This window comes from Streptomyces cirratus, assembly GCF_014650775.1.
Lineage (GTDB): Bacteria > Actinomycetota > Actinomycetes > Streptomycetales > Streptomycetaceae > Streptomyces > Streptomyces cirratus.
In genome coordinates this window covers 1-19,216 of record NZ_BMVP01000005.1, presented here as the reverse complement: position 1 = coordinate 19,216, position 19,216 = coordinate 1, and the positions used below count along the sequence as shown (strand labels likewise).

The following is a 19,216-nucleotide window of genomic DNA, read 5'->3' as shown; positions in this document are numbered from 1 at the left end:
GGGCCGTGCACGGGCCGGCTCACGCGGCGGCCCCGTCCTCGTCGTGGCGCCGGGCCAGCCCGTGGAGGGCCCTGAGCAGCCCGTCCGAGGTCATCGGTGTGCGCCCGCCGGCCCCGGCGTACGGTGCGACCGGCATCGCACCGGCCTCGGACCACCGAAGCCGCCCGTCCGGGCCGACGAAGCTGCGCGAACGGCCCGCGTTGTCCGGGTGCAGGCAGTACGGGACGTCCAGCACGCCGCGCGCGAAGGCGGTCCGCAGCGAGCGCCCGAGGTCCTCGCCGAACTCCAGCACGGCCTCCACGAAGGCTCGCGCCTCGCGGTAGACCTCGCTGTCCGCCGGGTCCCCGGTCCGGGACGGCCGCTCGGTCAGCGCGGCGGTCGCCGCCGCCGTCTCCAGCGCCCGTACGTTCTCCTGCACGGTCGGGATCCGGTGCGCCTCCGCGGCGGTCTTCACGATCAGGCGCTGCGCTCCCGCGCGCACGGCCAGCCGCGCGGAGGCTTCCAGCAGCCGGGCGGCTCCCCTGGCGGTGTACGGGAACACCCCCATGTACGTGTAGAGGACCACGTGCCGGTCCACCGAGGGCGGCAGGAACTCCTCGGCCAGCCGGCCCAGGGCGCGTACCGCCTCGGTGTCCTGGGCGGGGTCGGTCTGCTGCGCGTAGCTGAGGGAGACGGACCGGATGCCGTGCTGCGCGAAGAACATCCCCTCCAGCAGGCTCAGCGCCACCAGCAGCCCGGGCGGGCACAGTTGCCCGAGCATGCAGCCGCCGAAACTCTCCAGGTGCGGCGTTCGCGGGGCCGGCGCCAGTGCCGCGAGCAGTTCGCAGCAGCGGGCCCAGTTGTCCACGGACTCGGCGAGCGGGGTGCGGCCGTAGGGCAGGCAGTAGGAGACCGGGCCGCCCTCGGTGGCGTCCAGTCCGGCGGCGGCGAGCGCGCGGACGATGGCTTCGGGGCGGGAGGAGCCGTGCCGGACCTGGACGGGGAACCCGGCGTCCAGGACCCCGTCGAGGAGGGACCGGGTGCGCTCCGTGGGGTGGGTGGCGATCGGGTAGCCGTTGAGCGGTGTGCCTTCGGCCAGGGCGGCGCGTGCGGCTGCGTGGGCGCCGACCCGGGTGTAGCTGTCGATGGTGAGGGTGCCGACGGTTGTGGCGACCGCGGACTTGGTCCGCTCCAGCCCCTCCCGCATCCGGCGCGGATCGCTGAAACCCATCCGGGGCTGGACGACGAGCTGCCCGGCGGCGGCGCAGGCGCCGACGAAGGCGCCGAAGCCTGCGGGGGTGGCGGGTGAGGGGGCGGCCACGTTCGGTGCGGCGAGCGTGGCGGCGGTCATGCGACGGCCCGCCCACCGACACCCGCGCCCACCCCGGCCCCGGCGCCCACCCCGGCCCCGGCACCGGCCCTGGCGCCCACCCCGGCCCCGGCGCCCACCCCGGCCCCGGCACCGGCCCTGGCGCCGGCCCCGGCCATGACACCGGCCCCGGCCCTGGCGTCGCCGGCCATGGAGCCGGCCCGGGCGGGAGGTGCCGCCACGGAGCCGAGATAGGCGCGCAGCCGCCCGGCGTCGCCGTCGTCGAATACGGCGTCGGCGCCCGCGTCGAGGAGCCGGGCCCGCTGCCGCGGGTCGGCCTCGCCCGCCACGCCGAGCTTTCCGCCGATGACGACCGGCACCGTCGACCCGGAGCCCCGCAGGGCCCGCACGGCGCCGAGCCCGTCCCGGTAGCCGTGGCCGTTGACGCTGCTGACCACGACGAGGTCCGGGCCGCGGTCGGCGCAGACACAGGCCAGCAGGTCTTCCGGTACGCAGGGCCCCAGGTTGTGGACCCGGTGCCCCAGCTCCTCCAGGAAGAGCTGGAGGTAGACGAGATTCCAGGTGTGGGAATCGGACGCCGTACCGGTCAGCAGGATGTTCAAATTCCGTCGTCGCATACCGAGAAATATAGAAAGCGCCGGACCGGTCGAGGGGAAGTTCCTGCGGCAGTATGGAGGAATTCCGGAAGACCTGCTGAACCCGGGCACGCGAGAAGCCGCGCCCCGCGATGCGGGACACGGCTCCTCGATTACCGGATATTGTCTAGGCGTACTGCGCGAGCAGGCTCTTCGGGCGGATGTCAGTCCAGTTCTGCTCCACGTACGCGAGCGCGTCCGCCCTCGTCCCCTCTCCCCACACCACGTCCCAGCCTGCGGGAACGTCGGCGAAGACCGGCCACAGGGCGTGCTGGCCCTCGGCGTTCACCACGACGTGGAAGGTGCCCTCGTTGTCGTCGAACGGATTGGTCATGACAGACTCCTCAATTTCTCGGAAAGGATACGGCCGATCAAAGCGAGCGGTTCCGGTTCACCCATTCTGGTGTGCGGAACCCCGATGACGTGATTTTCCACGCGGCCCTCGACATAGGGAATCCAGTGCTGCGCGAGGGTGTTTTCCGTTTCCCCGTCCTCGATGGCCGCCAGGAAGATCAGGTCCGTGGCGACCGGGCGCGGGGCGTACAGGTTCATGATTTCGGCGTGGTTGATGGAGGCACCGATCACCGAGCGGATCTCCGCGTCGGAGAACGCCCCGAGCACCGGGTCCTTCAACCGGACCAGGCCGATCAAAGCGTCGACGTCGAACGGCGCGTCCGCCGGCTCGTCCGAGGCGTCCCCGACGAGCATGTCCCGCTTCTGCGCGGGCGTCATCCGGCGCCGCACCGGTTCGGTGGGCAGCAGATGGACGTCCATCATGGCCAGCAGGTCGGTGCGTTCGCCCAGCTCCGCCAGCCGCACGGCGAGCGCGTGTGCGACCGTCCCGCCGAAGGACCAGCCGAGGAAGCGGTAGGGGCCGTGCGGCTGGACCTCCCGGATCAGCGGCAGGTAGTCCTCGACCATCTCCTCCACCGACTCCGGGGAGTGGCCCAGTTCGCTCAGCGCCCGCGCCTGGATCGCGTACAACGGCTGGTCGGGCCCCAGGTGCTGGGTGAGGCCGGCGTAGGGCCAGCCCACCCCCGTACCGGGGTGGACGCAGAACAACGGGGCTCGCGCGCCACGGGCGTTGAGGGGCAGCAGCACACCCATCGGGTCGAAGCCCGTGGGTTCGTCACCCAGCAGCCCGGCCACGGTCGGGGTCCGGAACAGGTCACGGACCCCGCGCTCCAGGCCGAGAACCGTCCGCATCCGGCTGACCAGGCGCACCCCGAGCAGCGAATGCCCGCCCAAGCCGAAGAAGCTGTCGTCGATGCCGACGCCTTCGACGCCCAGCACCTCGGCGAACAGTCCGCACAGGATCTCCTCGCGCGGGGTGCGCGGGGGCCGCCCGGAGGGCCGTGCGGCAGGGGCGGGTGCGGGCAGGGCCCCGCGGTCGGGTTTGCCGTTGACGGTCAGCGGGATGGCGTCGAGCAGGACGGCCGCCGACGGCACCATGTGCTCGGGGAGTTCACCGGCCGCCCAGCGCAGCAGCCCGGCCTCGGTGAGGGTGTGACCGGCGCGCGGGACCGCGTACGCGACGAGCCGCTTGCCGCCGGGACCGTCCTCGAAGACGACCACGGCGACCTGCCCGACCCCGGGGTGCCGGGCCAGGGTCTCCTCGATCTCGCCGGGTTCGATCCGGAAGCCGCGCAGCTTGATCTGGCCGTCGGCCCGCCCGATGAACCGCAGTTGCCCGTCCGCGGTCCAGTGCACCAGGTCTCCAGTGCGGTACATCCGCCCGCCGTCGCCGCCGAAGGGGTCGGCGACGAACCGCTCCGCCGTCAGCCCGGGCCGGCCGATGTAGCCCCGGGCCACCTGGGTCCCAGCGATGTACATCTCGCCGGCGACCCCGGGCGGGACGGGCCGCAGCCGCTCGTCCAGGACGTGGACCCGGGTGTTGTCGAGCGCCGATCCGAGGTACACCCCTTCCAGGGTGCGCTCCGCGAGCGGGAACCGCTGCTGGTGGGAGGCGAAGGTCGTCTCCGTCGGACCGTACGAGTGGACGAGCACGGTCTCGGGGCAGTGGGTCAGGACCCGCTGGAGGGCGCTGGGCGAGGCCACGTCGCCGCCCGTCCAGACCTCGCGCAGGAGCTTGAGGGTGTCCAGTCCCTCGTCGGCCATGACGTGGAACAGGCCCATCGTGAAGTAGGCGGCGGTGACGTCGTAGGTGCGGATGGTGTGGTCGAGTTCGGCGACGTCTGTGCCGTCGCCCGGGGCGATGACGAGCTGTCCGCCGCCCAGCAGCGGCACCCACAGCTCGTAGGTGGAGGCGTCGAACCCGATCGCCGAATGGACCAGCATCCGCCGGTGGTTGGCGAGGTTCCAGCACCGGTCGGTGACGAGCTCGACCACGTTGCGGTGGGTCACGCCGACGCCCTTGGGCCGGCCGGTGGAGCCGGAGGTGAACATCACGTACATCAGGGCGTCCTCGCCGACCGAGATCCCCGGGTCGGTGGCGTCCCCCTCCAAGCCGAGGGTGTCCACGGCCAGGACCCGCACACCGGCGGCGCGTTCCTGCTCCACCGCCGTCCGGCCCAGGTGCGCCTCCTGCGTCAGCAGGACCGTCGCCGCCACGTCCTCGGTGATCATGCGGACGCGGGGGTCGGGCAGCCGCGGATCCAGCGGTACGTACGCGGCGCCGCACTTGAGCACCGCCAGCGCCGCAACCAGCAGGTGCGGCGTGCGGTCCATCAGGACCGCGACCGCCCCGTCCCGTGCCACCCCCGCCCCGATCAGCCGGTGGGCCAGCGCGTTCGCGCGGCGGTCCAGCTCGGCGAAGGTGAGGGTCTCCTCCCCGTACGAGAGCGCGATGCGGTCGGGGGTCCGCCGGGCCTGCGCCGCGAACCGCTCGTGCACCAGCCCGCACGGCGCCTGCGGGGTCGCCGTGTCGTTGTACTCGGTGACCAGCCGGAACTCCTCCTCGGCGCTCATGAGCCGTACGTCACCGATCCGCTGCCCGGGATCCTCGGCCACCGCCCGCAGGACGCGGGCCAGATGCGTCGCCAGCAGGGCCGCGGTGTCCGCGTCGTAGAGGTCCGTCGCGTACTCCAGTACGCCGGCAAGCCCGCCGGGCGCCCCGTCGGCGTCCCGCACCTCCCGCAGGGACACCGTGAGGTCGAACTTGGTGAACCCCGAGGTGGTGCCCAGCGGGGTCCCGGCCAGCGCGGCCCCGGGCGGCGTCTCCGGTTCGGCCGGATGGACCTGGACGATCGCCTGCACCAGCGGGTGGTGGGCGGTGGAGCGCACCGGGTTCAGCCGCTCCACCACCAGGTCGAAGGGCACGTCCTGGTGGGCGTAGGCCGCGAGGTCGGTCTCCTTGACCCGGCGCAGCAGCTCCGAGAAGCGCGGGTCGCCGGAGGTGTCGCAGCGCAGGACGAGGGTGTTGACGAAGAAGCCGACCAGATCGCTGAGCGCCTCGTCGTCCCGGCCGGCGGTCACCGTGCCCAGCGGCAGGTCGGTGCCCGCGCCGTGCCGGGTCAGCAGGGCCGCGAAGGCCGCCTGGACCACCGTGAACAGCGTGGTCCCGTGCTCCAGGGCGAGTTCCTCCAGCCGGGCGTGCGTCGCGGCGTCCAGGTCGACGGGGGTCGCCGCGCCGCGGTGCGAGGCGTCGGCCGGCCGGGTGCGCGAGGAGGTCAGCTCCAGCACCGGCGGCGCGTCGCCCAGGGTCTGCTGCCAGTACGCGAGGTGTGCGGCGGAGGCCTCCCCGTCGAGCGCGGCCCGCTCCCACAGCGTGTAGTCCGCGTACTGCACCGGCAGCGGCAGCCAGGCGGGGGCCGCGCCGGCCAGCCGGGCCTCGTAGGCGGCGGCCAGGTCGGCCAGCAGGGGACCGGTGGACCAGCCGTCGGCCGCGATGTGGTGGACGAGCAGTACCAGCGCCTGCGCGTCATCCGTGCTGATCAGCGAAGCGCGGAAGGGGAGTTCGGCGGCGAGGTCGAAGACGTGTCCGGCGGCCTCGTCCACCGCGGCGTCGAGCCCGCCCGGCCCGGCGGTCACCAGGTCCAGCACGGGCCGGGCCGCTTCCACCACCCGCTGGTACGGCTGACCGTCCACGGCCGGGTACACGGTGCGCAGCACCTCGTGCCGCCCGGCGACATCGGCGAGGGCCTCGGCCAGCACCGCCGGATCAAGCGGCCGCTCCAGCCGCAGCGCGAACGGGATGGTGTAGGAGCCGCTCGGGCCCTCCAGCTGGTCCACGAACCACAGCCGGCGCTGCGCGTACGACAGCGGGAGCGACTCGGGCCGCTCCTGGAGCGGTACGGGAACCAGTGCGGGCCGCCCGGCGGGCGCCGTCTCCCGCAGCAGGCGCACGGCCAGCTCCGCGGGGGTCGGGGCGAGGAACAGGTCGCGGATCCGGGCCTCGACGCCGAGCGTGGCCCGGATCCGGTTGACCAGGCGCACACCCATCATCGAATGTCCGCCCACCGAGAAGAAGTTCTCGTCGGGGGCCACCCGGCCGAGGCCGATCACCTCCGCGAAGAGCGTGCACAGGACCTCCGTGACGGCGGGGTCCCCGGCCGCGGCCGCAGGCGCCGGCTCCAGGGCGCGGGCCCGGGCGAGCCCTTCCCGGCGCTCCGCCAGGCCCGAGGCCTCCTCCTCGGTGAGCAGCGCGGGCGCGGCGTCGCCGGTCGGGCCGTGGGGGTCTTGCGCCGCCCGGGACAGGGCCCGCAGGAACGCGTCCAGCAGCAGCTGTGCCGTCGGGGCGTCGAAGAGGTCCGCCGCGTACTGCCACCACACCTCCAGGCCGCCGTCGGCGAGCTCCACGCAGGAGGCGCTGAGGTCGAACTTGGCCGCCTCCAGTCCCGGTTCGACGAAGCGTCCCGTCAGGCCGCCGCCGGGGGCCAGGTCCGTGCCGTCCTCCTCCTGCACGGTCAGCATCACCTGGAAGAACGGGTTCACGGCCAGGCCGCGTTCCGGGTTGAGGTGCTCCACCAGCAGGTCGAAGGGGAGTTCCTGGTGGGCGTAGGCCGCGAGATCGGCGTCGCGAGCCCGGTCCACGAGCTCCGCGTAGGAGGCGCCGCCGGAGACGTCGGTGCGCAGGACGAGGGTGTTGACGAAGAAGCCGACCAGATCGGAGAGGGCCTCGTCGCCCCGCCCGGCCACCGGGGTACCGATCGCGATGTCCGTACCGGCCCCGGCGGCGGCCAGGGCCAGGGCGAGGGCCGGCTGGAGGGCCATCAGCATGCTGGCGCCGCGCTCCTCGGCGAGCTTCGACAGCCGCCGGTGCGCGTCCGCGTCCAGCCGGGCGACCAGGGTGGCGCCGGCGCCGGTCGGCTCGGCCGGCCGGGGCCGGTCGGCGGGCAGGTCCAGGACGGTCGGCATCCCGTCGAGGGCGTCCCGCCAGTGGGCCAGCAACGGGGACGGATCGGCCAGGAGTTCCTGCTGCCACAGGGTGTAGTCGGCGTACTGCACCGGCAGCGGCTCCCACTGCGGCGCGCCTGCGCCCAGCCGGGCCTCGTAGGCCTGTCGGAGGTCGCGCAGCAGCGGCGGGACCGACCATCCGTCGGTGGCGATGTGGTGGGTCAGCAGCGCGAGGGTGGCGGAGCCGTCCCCGGGCAGGAACAGCCGGGCGCGCAAGGGTAGATGGGCGCTCAGGTCGAAGGTGCCGGCGGTGAAGCGGGAGACCAGCAAGGGCAGTTGCTGCGGCGTGCACTCCCGTACGGTCAGCGGCACCCGGGGCGCCGCCAGGACGTGCTGGTAGGGCTCGGAGTCCACGGCCGGGTACACGGTGCGCAGCACCTCGTGCCGCTCCACGACATCGGCGAGGGCCGCCGCCAGCGCCTGCCGGTCGGGGACGGTGTCCAGCCGCAGGACGAGCGGTAGGTTGTAAGTGGCCGACGGCCCCTCCAGACCGGCCAGGAACCACAGGCGACGCTGGGCGAAGGAGAGCGGCACCCGGTCCCCGGCGGGCAGTACGACGCCGTCGAAGACGCGGTCGGCGCCGCCGTCGCCCTCCGGCGCTTTGAGCACCTTGCGATCGATCTTCCCCGAGGAGGTCCGGGGCAGGGCGTCGACCAGGTTCACGGCGCTCGGCACGGCCGCCGCCGGCAGCTCGGCCCGTACGCGGGAGCGCAGCGCGGTGGCGCTCACCCCGGCGTCGGCGACCACGTACGCCACGAGCCGCTTGACGCCGTCGGACGTCTCCTGCGGGACGACGGCGGCCTCGCGCACGCCCGGGTGGCCGGTGAGGACCGACTCCACGGACGCCGGGTCCACCCGGTGCCCGTTGATCTTCACCTCGTCGTCGGCGCGGCCCTGGAAGCCGAGCTGACCGTCCTCCCCGCGTACGTGGACCAGGTCACCGGTCCGGTAGGCCGTCCGCCCCTCCAGGGCGGCGAAGCGGGCAGCGGTCAGCTCGGGCCGGCCCAGGTAGCCGTGCGCCAGCCCGCCGCCCAGCAGCCACAGTTCGCCGTCGACCACGGCCGCCCGGACCCCGGGCAGGGGCAGGCCGATCGGGACCGGGCCGCCCGGGTGACGGGACAGGTCGGCCACGGTCGCCACCACCGTCGCCTCGGTGGGGCCGTAGGTGTTCAGCAGCCGCACCCGCTCCGGGTCCACGGCCCGGCACCACTGCGCGACCCGTTCGGGCAGCGCCGCCTCCCCGCCGATGACCACGGTCCGCAGCGTCGGCGGGAGTTCGGCGACTCCGGTGGCGAGGGCGTGGGCCAGCTCGTGCCAGTAGGCGGTGGGCAGGTCCAGGACCGTGATCGCGTGCGCGACGCATCCGGCCAGCAGCCCGGGGACGTCGAGCATGTCCTCGTCGCGCAGGACGAGCGTGCCGCCGGCGCCGAGGGTGAGGAATACCTCCTCGACGCTCGCGTCGAAGTGCAGCGGCGCGAACTGCAGGACCCGGTCCTCGGCGGTGATGCCGTACCGGACGGTGGCCCCGGCGACGAAGTGGGCCAGGGCCTCGCGGCCGACGACGACGCCGTTGGGCGTGCCGGTGGAGCCCGAGGTGTAGATCACGTACGCGGCGTCCTCGGTGACTCCCGGCCCGGGCAGCACCGACTCGCCGTCGGTCAGCCGCACTTCCGCTCCGGTGCAGTCGGCCAGGATCGAGGCGTTGCGGGCGGCCGGCGCACCCGGGTCCAGGGGCAGGTACGCGGCTCCGGTCCGCAGGGCCGCCAGCAGACCCACCACGGCGTCGACGCCCCGGGGCCGGTGCACGGCCACCAGCCGCCCCGGGCCGGCGCCCGCAGCCGCCAGCTCGTCGGCGCGGAAGGCCACCGCGAGGGCGAGCTGTCCGTAGGTCAGCCGGCGCTCGCCGTGCACCAGCGCGACGTGCTCGGCGTCCTGGGCGGCGATCCGGTCGAGGACACCGGGTGCGGGGGTGATCGCCGGTCCGCCGTCCAGGACGGCGGAGGCGGTGGGGGCGGTCGAGGGCATCGCGGGGCCTCCAGGCGAGGGGAAGGGTGCGGAGAGGACTCCGTGGCCTCCACGCTAGGCACCCCGCGGGCCCCCGGCGGGCAGTCCCCGCGGCAGCTCCCGACCCTGCTCCTGCCGCCCGCAACTGCCGCCGCTGCGCCGCGCGGTTCCGATGCCCCGCGGGCCGCGACGGTGCCGGACCGGCAGCGGGTACGGGGCCGCCCGGACCCGCTGCCGTCGTGCCCGCCTGCGGTCCGTCGACCGGGGTCCCCCGCGCAGCTCGCCGTCCGGTGGCGGGTACGCGCGGCACGCCGGCCGGCCCCGCGGGGGCGCCTCAGCGCACCCGCGCTCCCGAGTGGGTGCGGCGGCGCAGGGCCGGGGCGGCGGCGGCCGGAGAGGCTGCCGCCAGCAGGGCCGCCAGTTTCGCCGGGGTCGGGTGGCGGAAGACCTCCCGGATGGTGAGCTCCCGGCCCAGCTCCGCCCGCACCCGGTTGACCAGCCGGACCGCGAGCAGTGAATGCCCGCCCGACTTGAAGAAGTTGGCGTCCGGGGTGACCCGGCCGTTCTCCAGAACCTCCGCGAACAGCCGCAGCAGGGCCGTCGTGAGGCCCTCGTCCGCCTGGGTCTGCGGCCGTGGCGCGGCCGAGGGGAGGTGGACCGCCGACGGCACCGCGTACTCCGGCAACCGCTCCGCCGCCCAGGCCTGGAGTTCCGCCTCCGCGACGGCCCCCTCGGCGTGCGCGACCAGCCGGCCGTCCACCACCTCGGCCCGCGCCCGGGTCACCGCCGGGTGCTCCGCGAGCACCGCCGCGACGTGCCCCGGGTCGATGCGGTAGCCCCCGACCAGGGGCCGCTCGGCGGGACGCCGGCCGGCCGGCGCGGGAAGGTCCCCGATCCGCAGCGAGGGGTCCGCTGCGAACAGGTCCAGCGCCGTCACCAGCAGGTCGGCCAGGCGCCGGGCACCCGAGGGGCCGTACAGGTCGGTCGCGTATTCCAGGACCCCGGACATCCCGCCGTCCGCGTTCTCCGTCAGGGCGAAGGTGAGGTCGGACTTGGCCGATCCGGTCCGGTGGTTGAGTTCCTCGCCCGCCAGCGGGCCGCCTCCGGCGTGCGGGGCCGCACCCACCGGGCTCACCTGGAGCATGACCTGCACCAGCGCCTCGTGGGCGGCCGACCGGTGCGGGTTGAGGTGCTCCACCAGCCGGTCGAAGGGCAGGTCCTGGTGCTCGTACGCGGCCAGGTCCGCGTCCCGCACCCGGCGCAGCAGCTCACCGAAGTCCGGGTCCCCTGAGGTGTCGGTGCGCAGCACCAACGTGTTCACGAAGAAGCCGACCAGCCCCGACAGCACCTCGTCGGACCGGCCCGCGACCGCCGTTCCCACCGCGAGGTCGGTACCCGCGCCGAGCCGGGTCAGCGCGGCGGTGAGCGCGGCCTGCACCACCATGAACAGGGTGGCTCCGTGCGCGTGCGCCACCCGGGCCAGTCGCCGGTGCGTGTCCGGGGTCACCGCGAAACCGGTGACCGCGCCCCGGCCCGAGGGCTCGGCCGGCCGCTCCCGCTCCGTCGGCAGGTCGATCAGCGGCGGCAGTCCGGCCAACGCCCGCTCCCAGTGGCCGAACTCGCCCTCCGTGGGCAGCTCCCGCTGCCACAGCGCGTAGTCGGCGTACTGCACCGGCAGCGGCTCCCAGCGGGGCGCGCACCCGGCGAGGCGGGCCTCGTAGGCCGCCGCCAGGTCCGCGAGCAGCGGCCCCGTCGACCAGCCGTCCGCCGCGATGTGGTGCAGCAGCAGGACCAGCGTCTGCCGGCCGTCCCCCTCGGGGAGGAAGAGCCAGGCACGGAAGGGCAGTTCGCGGGTCAGGTCGAAGACGTACCCGGCCGCCTCGTCCACCGCCGCCGACACGTCCGCGGGCCGGGCCAGCTCCAACTGGGGCCGGGCGCCCTCCAATGCCGTCTGGTACGGCTCCCCGCCCTCGGCCCCGTACACCGTGCGCAGTACCTCGTGCCGGGCGGCCACGTCGGCCAGCGCCCCGGCAAGCGCCGCCGGGTCGAGCGGCCGCTCCAGCCGCCGGACCAGCGCGATGTTGTAGGTGGGGGAGGGGCCCTCCAGCTGGTCCGTGAACCACAGCCGGCGCTGCGCGTACGAGAGCGGGATCCGCTCGGGCCGCCGCTCCTCGGGTACCGGCGCGGGCGCGGGACGCGAGGTCCCCGACGCGGAGCCGAGCCGGCGGTGCAGGGCGGCCGGAGCCGGGGCCAGGAACAGGTCCCGGATCCCCGCCTCGACGCCCAGTACGGACCTGATGCGGTTCACGAGCTTGCTGGCGAGCAGGGAGTGCCCGCCGGCCTTGAAGAAGTTCTCCGCCGGGCCGAACCGGTCCCGGCCGAGCACCTCCGCGAAGAGGCCGCACAGGATCTCCTCGCGCGGCGAGGGTCCCCCCGCCCCGGGAGCCGGTGCGGGCGCCGCGGCCGCGGCGGCCGCGAGCCGGGCCCGGCGCTCGGCGATCCCCTGCCGCTCCGGCTCCGTGAGCAGCTCCAGCTCGCCCAGCCGGGCGTCCGCGGAGGCGGCGAACGCGCCGAGCGCCCGCACGTACACCTCCAGCAGCAGCCGCGCGGTGGCTTCGTCGAACAGGTCCTGCGCGTACTGGACGTACACGTCGAGCCCGTCCGGCCCGCCGTCCGCCGACCGGCGCTCCGCGCAGTGGAAGGAGAGGTCGAACTTCGCGGCGCCGAGGTCGGTGCTCGTGGCCCTCCCGGTGAGCGCGCCGAGCCGCACCGCGTCGTCCGCCGCCTCCTGCACCGTCAGCATCACCTGGAAGAAGGGGTGCTCGCCCAGGGTGCGGCCGCCTTCCTCGGACAGGTGCTCCACCAGCATGCCGAACGGCAGGTCCTGGTGGTCGAAGGCCGCGAGGTCCGCGTCCCGGACCCGCTCGACCAGTTCACCGACCGCCGGGTCACCGGACAGATCGGTCCGCAGGACGAGGGAGTTGACGAAGCAACCGACCAGCTCGTGCAGGCCCTGGTCGGGGCGGCCGGCCACAGGTGTGCCGATCGCCAGGTCCGGGCCGGCGCCGGCGGCGGACAGGGCCGCCGCCAGCGCGGAACGGGCCACCATGAACAGGCTCGCCCGCCGGGTGCGGGCCAGTGCCGCCAGCCCGCGGTGCGCCTGCGCGTCGAGCCGGGCCGTCAGCGTGGCGCCCCGTCCCGAGGGTTCGGCGGGCCGCGGCCGGTCGGCGGGCAGCCGGGTGCGGGCGGGCATCCCGTCCAGGGCCGTCTTCCAGTGGTCCAGCAGGGCGGCCGGATCGGCCAGCAGGTCCGCCTGCCAGAGCGCGTAGTCGGCGTACTGCACCGGCAGCGGGCGCCACCCGGGTGACCGGCCCGCGCACCGGGCCTCGTAGGCCTCGCCCAGATCCCGCAGCAGCGGGGCCAGAGACCAGCCGTCGACGGCGATGTGGTGGACGAGCAGGACCAGCACGCTGGTGCCGTCGCCCGGAAGGAAGAGCCGCGCCCGCAGCGGTGGCGGCCCCGCCAGGTCGAGGGTTTCCCGGCCGAAGCGGGCCACCCGCTCCTCCAGGTCGCCCGGGGTGCAATCGACGCTCTCCAGCAGCCCCGCCGGGGCGTCCAGGACCCGCTGGTACGGCTGACCGCCCTCGGCCCCGTACACGGTGCGCAGCACCTCGTGCCGCTCCACGACGTCGCCCAGCGCGGCGCCGAGGGCCTCCCGCCCGGGCACGCCGTTCAGGCGCAGCACCAGCGGGGCGTTGTACGTGGCCGCGGGGCCCTCGATCCGGCCGACCAGCCACAGTGCGCGCTGCGCGGCGGACAGCGGGATCCGCTCCGGCCGGTGCGCGACGGCGGCCAGTGCGGGCCGGGCCGCCGCCACCGCGCCCCGCTCGGCCAGGCGCCGGTGCAGAGCGGACGGGGTGGGGGCGAGGAACAGGTCACGGATACCGAGCTCCAGGCCGAGCGCGCCGCGGATCCGGTTGACCAGTTTGCCCGCGAGCAGCGAATGCCCGCCGTTGCGGAAGAAGTTGGCGTCGGCGGCCAGCCCCTCCCGGCCCAGTACCTCCGCGAACAGCCCGCACAGGATCTCCTCCCGGGGGGACAGCACGTCCCGCCGCGCCGGCGCCGCAGGGCCGCTCTCCGGGCGGGAGACGGCGGCCGTCCGCGCGGGCCGCCCGGTCAGGGCCGCCGACTCCTCGGCCCCCAGCAGGGCCGCCCCGCCCAGGTGCCGCAGCGGGTCGGCGGCGAAGGCCTCCAGGGCCCTCAGGTACGTCTCCAGCAGCAGCCGTGCCGTGGCCTCGTCGAAGAGGTCGCAGGCGTACTGGAGCGAGACGTCGACACCGTCCGGGCGCCCGTCCGCCGTATACCGCTCGGCGCAGTACCAGGTCAGGTCGAACTTCGCGGAGTCCAGGCCGACATCAGTGAGCCGGGAGCCGACACCGCCGCCGAGCGCCACCTCACCGGATGTCTCGCCGCCCGCCTCGACGGTGAGCATCACCTGGAAGAACGGGTGGTGCCCCAGGGCCCGTTCGGGAGCCAGGTGCTCCACCAGCAGGTCGAAGGGCAGCTCCTGGTGCTCGAACGCCGCCAGGTCCGCGTCCCGGACGCGCCCCACCAGCTCCCCGACGGTCGGATCGCCCGACAGGTCGGTGCGCAGCGCGAGGGAGTTGACGAAGAAGCCGACCAGCTCGTACAGGTCCTCGTCCGGGCGCCCCGCCACGGGCGCGCCGATCACCACGTCCTGGCCCGCCCCGCAGGCGGACAGCGCGGCCGCCAGCGCCGCCCGGGCCACCATGGTCAGGCTCGCCCGCCGCCCGCGCGCCAGGGCGAGCAGGCCGCCGTGCGCCGCCGCGTCGAGGCGGCCGCCCACCAGGGCTCCCCGGCCCGAAGGCTCGGCGGGCCGTGGCCGGTCGGCGGGCAGGTCGATCACGGCCGGAGCGCCGTCGAGGGCGGCCCGCCAGTGGTCCAACTGCTCCCGGGCCAGGCTGTCCGGGTCGGCGGGGTCCCCGAGCAGTTCGTGCTGCCAGAGGCTGTAGTCCGTGTACTGCACGGGCAGCGGCTCCCAGCCCGGCGGCCGCCCGGCGAGCCGGGCCTCGTACGCCCGTGCCAGGTCACGCAGCAGCGGCCGTACGGACAGCCCGTCGGTGGCCACGTGGTGGATCAGCAGCGCCAGGACCGGGCTCCCGTCCCCGGAGGTGAACAGCCGTGCCCGCACCGGCGGTTCGGCGCTGATGTCGATCGTCTCGCGGACGAACGCGGCCACGGCCGTGTCCCGTTCGGCCGTCGCGCACCGTACCGCCGCGAGCCCCGGCACGGCGGCCGCGTCCAGCACCCGCTGACAGGGCTCCGCGTCCGCGCCGGCGGGCAGGACGGTGCGCAGCACCTCGTGCCGCTCCACCACGTCGGCGAGGGCCGCACCGAGGGCTTCGACGTCGGGTTCCGCGTCGAGGCGCAGGACGACGGGGGCGTTGTAGGCGGCGGACGGGCCGTGCAGCCGGCCCAGGAACCACAGCCGCCGCTGGGCGAACGACAACGGGATCACGGTCATGTCCTCATCCGTCCTGGCGCTCGGCGGCCGCCGCTGCGGTCGCCTCCACGAGGGTGTCGATGTGTGCGGCGAGGTCCCGCAGCCGGGGGTTGGCGTACACGGCCTTCACCGGGAGCGCCACCCGCAGTTCGGCGCGGACCCGCGACACCAGCTTGATCGCGAGCAGCGAATGGCCGCCCAGCTTGAAGAAGTTGTCGTCCGCTCCGATGCGCGAGGCGCCCAGGACGCTCGCCCACACCCCGGCGATCAGCTCCTGCGAACGCGTCATCCCCTCGGCGGCCGTCGGGGCGGTCCGGTCCGCAGCGGTCGCGGCAGGGGCGGGCAGCGCGGCCCGGTCCAGCTTGCCGTTGGTCGTGGTGGGGAAGCGGCCCAGGGCGACGAAGGCCGCCGGGACCATGTAGGCCGGAAGCGCGGCGGTCAGCCGGGAGCGCAGCTCGGACCCGCTGACGGAACCGCGGTGGTAGGCGACCAGACCGGGCGCTCCGTGGACGTCGTCCCGCAGCACGACGGCCGCTTCGGCTATCTCCGGCATCGCGGTCAACGCCGCTTCGATCTCGGGGAGTTCGATCCGGTGGCCGCGGAGCTTGACCTGCCCGTCGGCCCGGCCCAGATAGGCCAGCCGGCCGCCCGGCAGAAGCCGCACGAGGTCACCCGTACGGTACATCCGGCCGCCGTACGCGGCCGCCTCCCCGGAGTCCGCCACGAACCGCTCCGCCGTGAGCCCCGGACGGCGCCGGTAACCGCGGCCCACGCGCGGGCCCGCCAGGTACAGCTCGCCGCTCTCACCTTCCGCCACCGGGCCGAGCTTTTCGTCCAGCACCCGCATCCGCAGGCCCGGCAGCACGCTCCCGATGTGCGGCGCGTCGGCCGGGTCCACCCAGCCCGCGGTGGAGTCGACGGTGCACTCGGTGGGCCCGTACAGGTTGACCGTACGCAGCACCCCCTGCGCCCCGCGCTCGCCGAGACGCCGCCACAGCGCGGGGCTGATCGCCTCACCGCCGACCAGCAGCGTCAGCGGGCGCGGACCGCCGTCGGCGGTGAGCAGGTCCAGCAGCGGGTCGGCGTGGGAGGGCGTGATGTCCAGATCGGTCAGCGCCTGCTCGTCGATCAGCGCGGCCAGCAGCGCCGGGTCCGCGCGGGTCTCGTCGTCGATCATCACCAGGGTGTCACCCCGGCACACCCGGACCCACTGCTGCACGGAAGCGTCGAAGGACGGCGAGGCGTTCCAGCCGACCCGGCCGCCCTCGGTGGCGGCGATGCCCGCGCCCTCCAGCTCGGCCAGCAGCGCGGAGGCGGCCGCCCGGCCGATCTCGACGCCCTTGGGCCGGCCCGTGGAGCCGGAGGTGTAGATGACGTACGCCAGGGTGTCACCGGTCACGGGCACGGGGGCGAAGGCCGCCTCCGCCCCCTCCGGCGCGGTCAGTTCGGCCACCGTCACGGCCGCCACGCCGGGCGCCGGCGACTGGGCCGCCGCATCGGCCACGACCACCAGGTCGGCGCCCGAGTCCTCCACCAGGTAGCGGCGCCGTTCGGCCGGCAGCTTCGGGTCGACGGGCAGGTAGGCCGCCCCCGCGGTCAGGGTGCCGATCAGGGCGGCCACCAGCGAGGCACCACGGGGCAGGCACAGCGCGACCACGCTCTCCGGCCCGATACCGCGGGCGGCGAGCCGCCCGGCGATGCGCATGGCCTCCGCGCGCAGTGCGGCGAAGGTCAGTTCACGGTCCCCGGCCACCACGGCGGGGCGCGCGGCGGGGGCCAGCGCGAGCCGGGCCAGCAGATCGGCGGGGGCGTCAGGGCCCTCGTGGGTACGGGAACGCTCGGGAAGTACGGCGGTCATGGTGGTCACTCCCCGGCGAAGACGGTGGTGGACGGCTGGGTCTCGGGGGAGCAGTCGGCGAGCGCGACCGGCTCGCCCATGGCGACGAGGATCTTCCGGTCGCCCTTGTACGCCTCGCGGCCGTGCGCGCACAGGATGTTGTCCACCAGCATCAGGTCACCCTGCTGCCAGGTCTCCCGTACGGTCACCCGGTCGTAGACGGCGTTGATCGCGTCGACCTCGGCGTCGGTCAGCCGGGAGCCGTCACCCAGGTAGGTGTTGAACGGCAGGCCGTCCTCCCCGTACGTCTCCACGAGCACCTCGCGGACGTCCGGGTCCAGGGTGCGGCTGTTCCAGAAGGCGAAGTGGTTGAACCAGGTCTTCTCGCCCGTCACCGGGTGCGTGACGATCGCGGAGCGGCGCTGCCGGGTGATCATCGAGTCGTCCTCGTCCACCCACTCGTAGCCGACCGTGTTCTCCTCGCAGTACGCCTCGGCGACGGCCTTGTCCTGCGTCGCGAAGGTCTTGTACCAGGGCAGCCCGGCCAGCTCCGAGTAGTTGCGCACGAGCAGCCAGCCGGCCCGCGCGAAGCGTTCCACCAGCTCCGTCGGCAGCAGGCGCAAGGCCTCGCGCATGTCGCCGACGGTGGTCGCGCCACCCTCCTCGGGGGCGATCACGCAGCCGAAGAGGAGCACGCCCGGGAAGTCGAGGGTGTAGCTGTTCTCGTTGTGGAGCCGGATCGGCTGCACGGCCGGCAGGTCGGTGGAGGAGAACACGCCCTCGCCGAAGTCGGTCCGCGGGGTGGCCTTCTCCTTGTAGCCGGCGCGCCGCTCGATCAGGGCGTCGCGGGCCGCGGCGAAGGAAGCGGCGTCATCGACCGGCAGCCCCCGCAGGAGCACGGCGCCACTGCGGCGCAACTCGGCCTGGATCGCGGCACGGTGGGAGGTGAGCCAGTCCACGGCCGACGCGAGGTCGGCGCCGGCCGGGGTGTGGACGACGACGGGCTTGCCGGGCTCGCGGACCGGGTCGATGCCGGTCGTGGCGGGTGCGTCAGCGAAAGCGGTCATGGGAAGCTCCTTAGGACGGTGCGGAGTCGGGAAAGTGGCGAGCGGCCCGGACGAGCGGCCCGGACGAGCGGCTCGGCCAAGCGGCCCGGACGAGCGGCTCAGACGGCGGCGGTGGCGGGCGCGCCGACCACCTGGGCCAGTACGGCGAAGAACTCCGGCAGCTGCTGCTGGAAGTAGAAGTGCCCGCCGGGCAGGACGTACGAGGCGAACGCGTGGTCGGTGATCTGCGCCCAGCGGCCCAGCGAGGCGGCCGGCGCGACCGGGTCGGCGTCCCCGCCGATCACCGTCACGGGGCAGTCCACCCGTGCCGCCGACTCCTCGCAGCGGTAGACGTCGTCGATGGCGAAGTCCGCGCGGATGGAGGGCAGGATGATCTCGCGCAGCTCCGGCTCGTCGAGGATGCCGTCGTCGGTGCCGCCGCGCTCCTTGATGGCGGCGACCAGCTCGTCGTCGTCCAGCCGCTCCGGGTACACGGCGCACGGGTTGGCCAGGTACGGGGCCCGGCAGGCCGAGGCGACGAGAGCCCGGGGGGTGCGGCCGGACGCCTGGAGGGCCCGTACGACCTCGAACGCCACCAGCGAGCCCATGCTGTGCCCCAGGACCACCAGGTCGTCGGTGGCCCCGGCGGGCAGGGCGGCCACGACGGGGCCGGCCAGGTCGGTGACGTCACGCGGCAGGTCCTCGGCGAAGCGGGCGCCGCGGCCCGGGTACTGGCCGATGAGCAGCCGTACGTCCGCCGGGAGGTACGCGCGCCATTCGGCGTAGGCGTGGGCGTTGCCGCCCGCGTGCGGCAGGACGAGCAGCGAGGTGCGCTGGGGGCCCTCACCCGGCAGGTCCCAGACCACGTCGTCGGGTGCGGGGGTGGCGTCGTACTGGTCGTGGCTCATGAAGAACTCCGTTCCTGCTCGGGGGTGCGGCGGCGCAGCGCCGGCCTGGCCCGCGCGGGCGCCTGGGGCGCCGACTGCCGCAAGGTCTCGATGCGCTGGGCGAGGGTGGCGGGGGTGGGGTGCTGGAAGACGTCGCGGAGGGTGAGGGTGACGCCGAGGGTGGTGGAGATGCGGTTGGTGAGGCGGGCGGCGAGGAGCGAGTGGCCGCCGTGGTCGAAGAAGCCGTCGTCGATCGAGAGCGGGGCCGAGGTGTTCAGCACGTCCGTGAAGTACGCGTGCACCTGCTGCTCCAGCGGGGTGCGCGGGGTGCGGCCGCCGGCCTTCAACACCGCCTGCGGGGCGGGGAGGGCACGCTTGTCTATCTTTCCGTTGGGGGTCAGCGGCAGCCGGTCGAGCAGGACGACGAAGGCCGGGACCATGTGGTCGGGCAGCAGGGTGCGCAGCCACAGCCGCACGTCCTGCGGGCCCAGCTCGGGGTCCGTGGCGACCACGTACGCGCTGAGCTGCGGGGTGTTGTGGTGGTCGAGGTGGGTCGACAGGGTGGCTTGGGTGATGTGGGGGTGGGTGGTGAGGACGGTTTCGATTTCGGTGGGTTCGA

Annotated in this window: 9 protein-coding genes; all 9 read right to left on the bottom strand. The window is 74.8% G+C overall.

Annotated elements, in window-relative coordinates; all coding sequences use genetic code 11:
* Positions 1-19: 19 nt before the first annotated feature.
* The gene (locus IE207_RS15345; RefSeq protein WP_190184764.1) at positions 20-1,330 is read right to left on the bottom strand and encodes a methylaspartate mutase; all 1,311 of its coding nucleotides are present in this window, start codon (positions 1,328-1,330) and stop codon (positions 20-22) included.
* Entirely contained in the window at positions 1,327-1,926 is a 600-nt protein-coding gene (locus IE207_RS33975) for a cobalamin B12-binding domain-containing protein (protein ID WP_190184763.1), read from the bottom strand. Before IE207_RS33975 ends, IE207_RS15345 begins: the two co-directional genes overlap by 4 nt.
* Positions 1,927-2,071: 145 nt before the next feature.
* On the bottom strand, positions 2,072-2,278 hold the full coding sequence (locus tag IE207_RS15335; RefSeq protein WP_190184762.1) for an MbtH family protein: 207 nt from the start codon (positions 2,276-2,278) through the stop codon (positions 2,072-2,074).
* Entirely contained in the window at positions 2,275-9,324 is a 7,050-nt protein-coding gene (locus IE207_RS15330; protein WP_190184761.1) for a non-ribosomal peptide synthetase, read from the bottom strand. Before IE207_RS15330 ends, IE207_RS15335 begins: the two co-directional genes overlap by 4 nt.
* Positions 9,325-9,637: 313 nt before the next feature.
* A complete protein-coding gene (locus IE207_RS15325; protein ID WP_381353839.1) occupies positions 9,638-14,842 on the bottom strand; it encodes a condensation domain-containing protein in 5,205 nt (1,734 codons plus the stop codon).
* Positions 14,843-14,852: 10 nt separating this feature from the next.
* Entirely contained in the window at positions 14,853-16,685 is a 1,833-nt protein-coding gene (locus IE207_RS15320; RefSeq protein WP_190184759.1) for a non-ribosomal peptide synthetase, read from the bottom strand.
* A 5-nt stretch (positions 16,686-16,690) separates the two neighbouring features.
* Positions 16,691-17,731 (bottom strand): TauD/TfdA family dioxygenase, encoded by a 1,041-nt coding sequence (locus IE207_RS15315; RefSeq protein ID WP_190184758.1) that lies wholly within the window; start codon positions 17,729-17,731, stop codon positions 16,691-16,693.
* A gap of 98 nt (positions 17,732-17,829) precedes the next feature.
* On the bottom strand, positions 17,830-18,618 hold the full coding sequence (locus IE207_RS15310) for a thioesterase II family protein (protein WP_190184757.1): 789 nt from the start codon (positions 18,616-18,618) through the stop codon (positions 17,830-17,832).
* The coding region (locus IE207_RS15305) for a phosphopantetheine-binding protein (RefSeq protein WP_190184756.1) at positions 18,615-19,216 on the bottom strand (602 nt) is incomplete at its 5' end. The genes IE207_RS15305 and IE207_RS15310, both read right to left, overlap by 4 nt.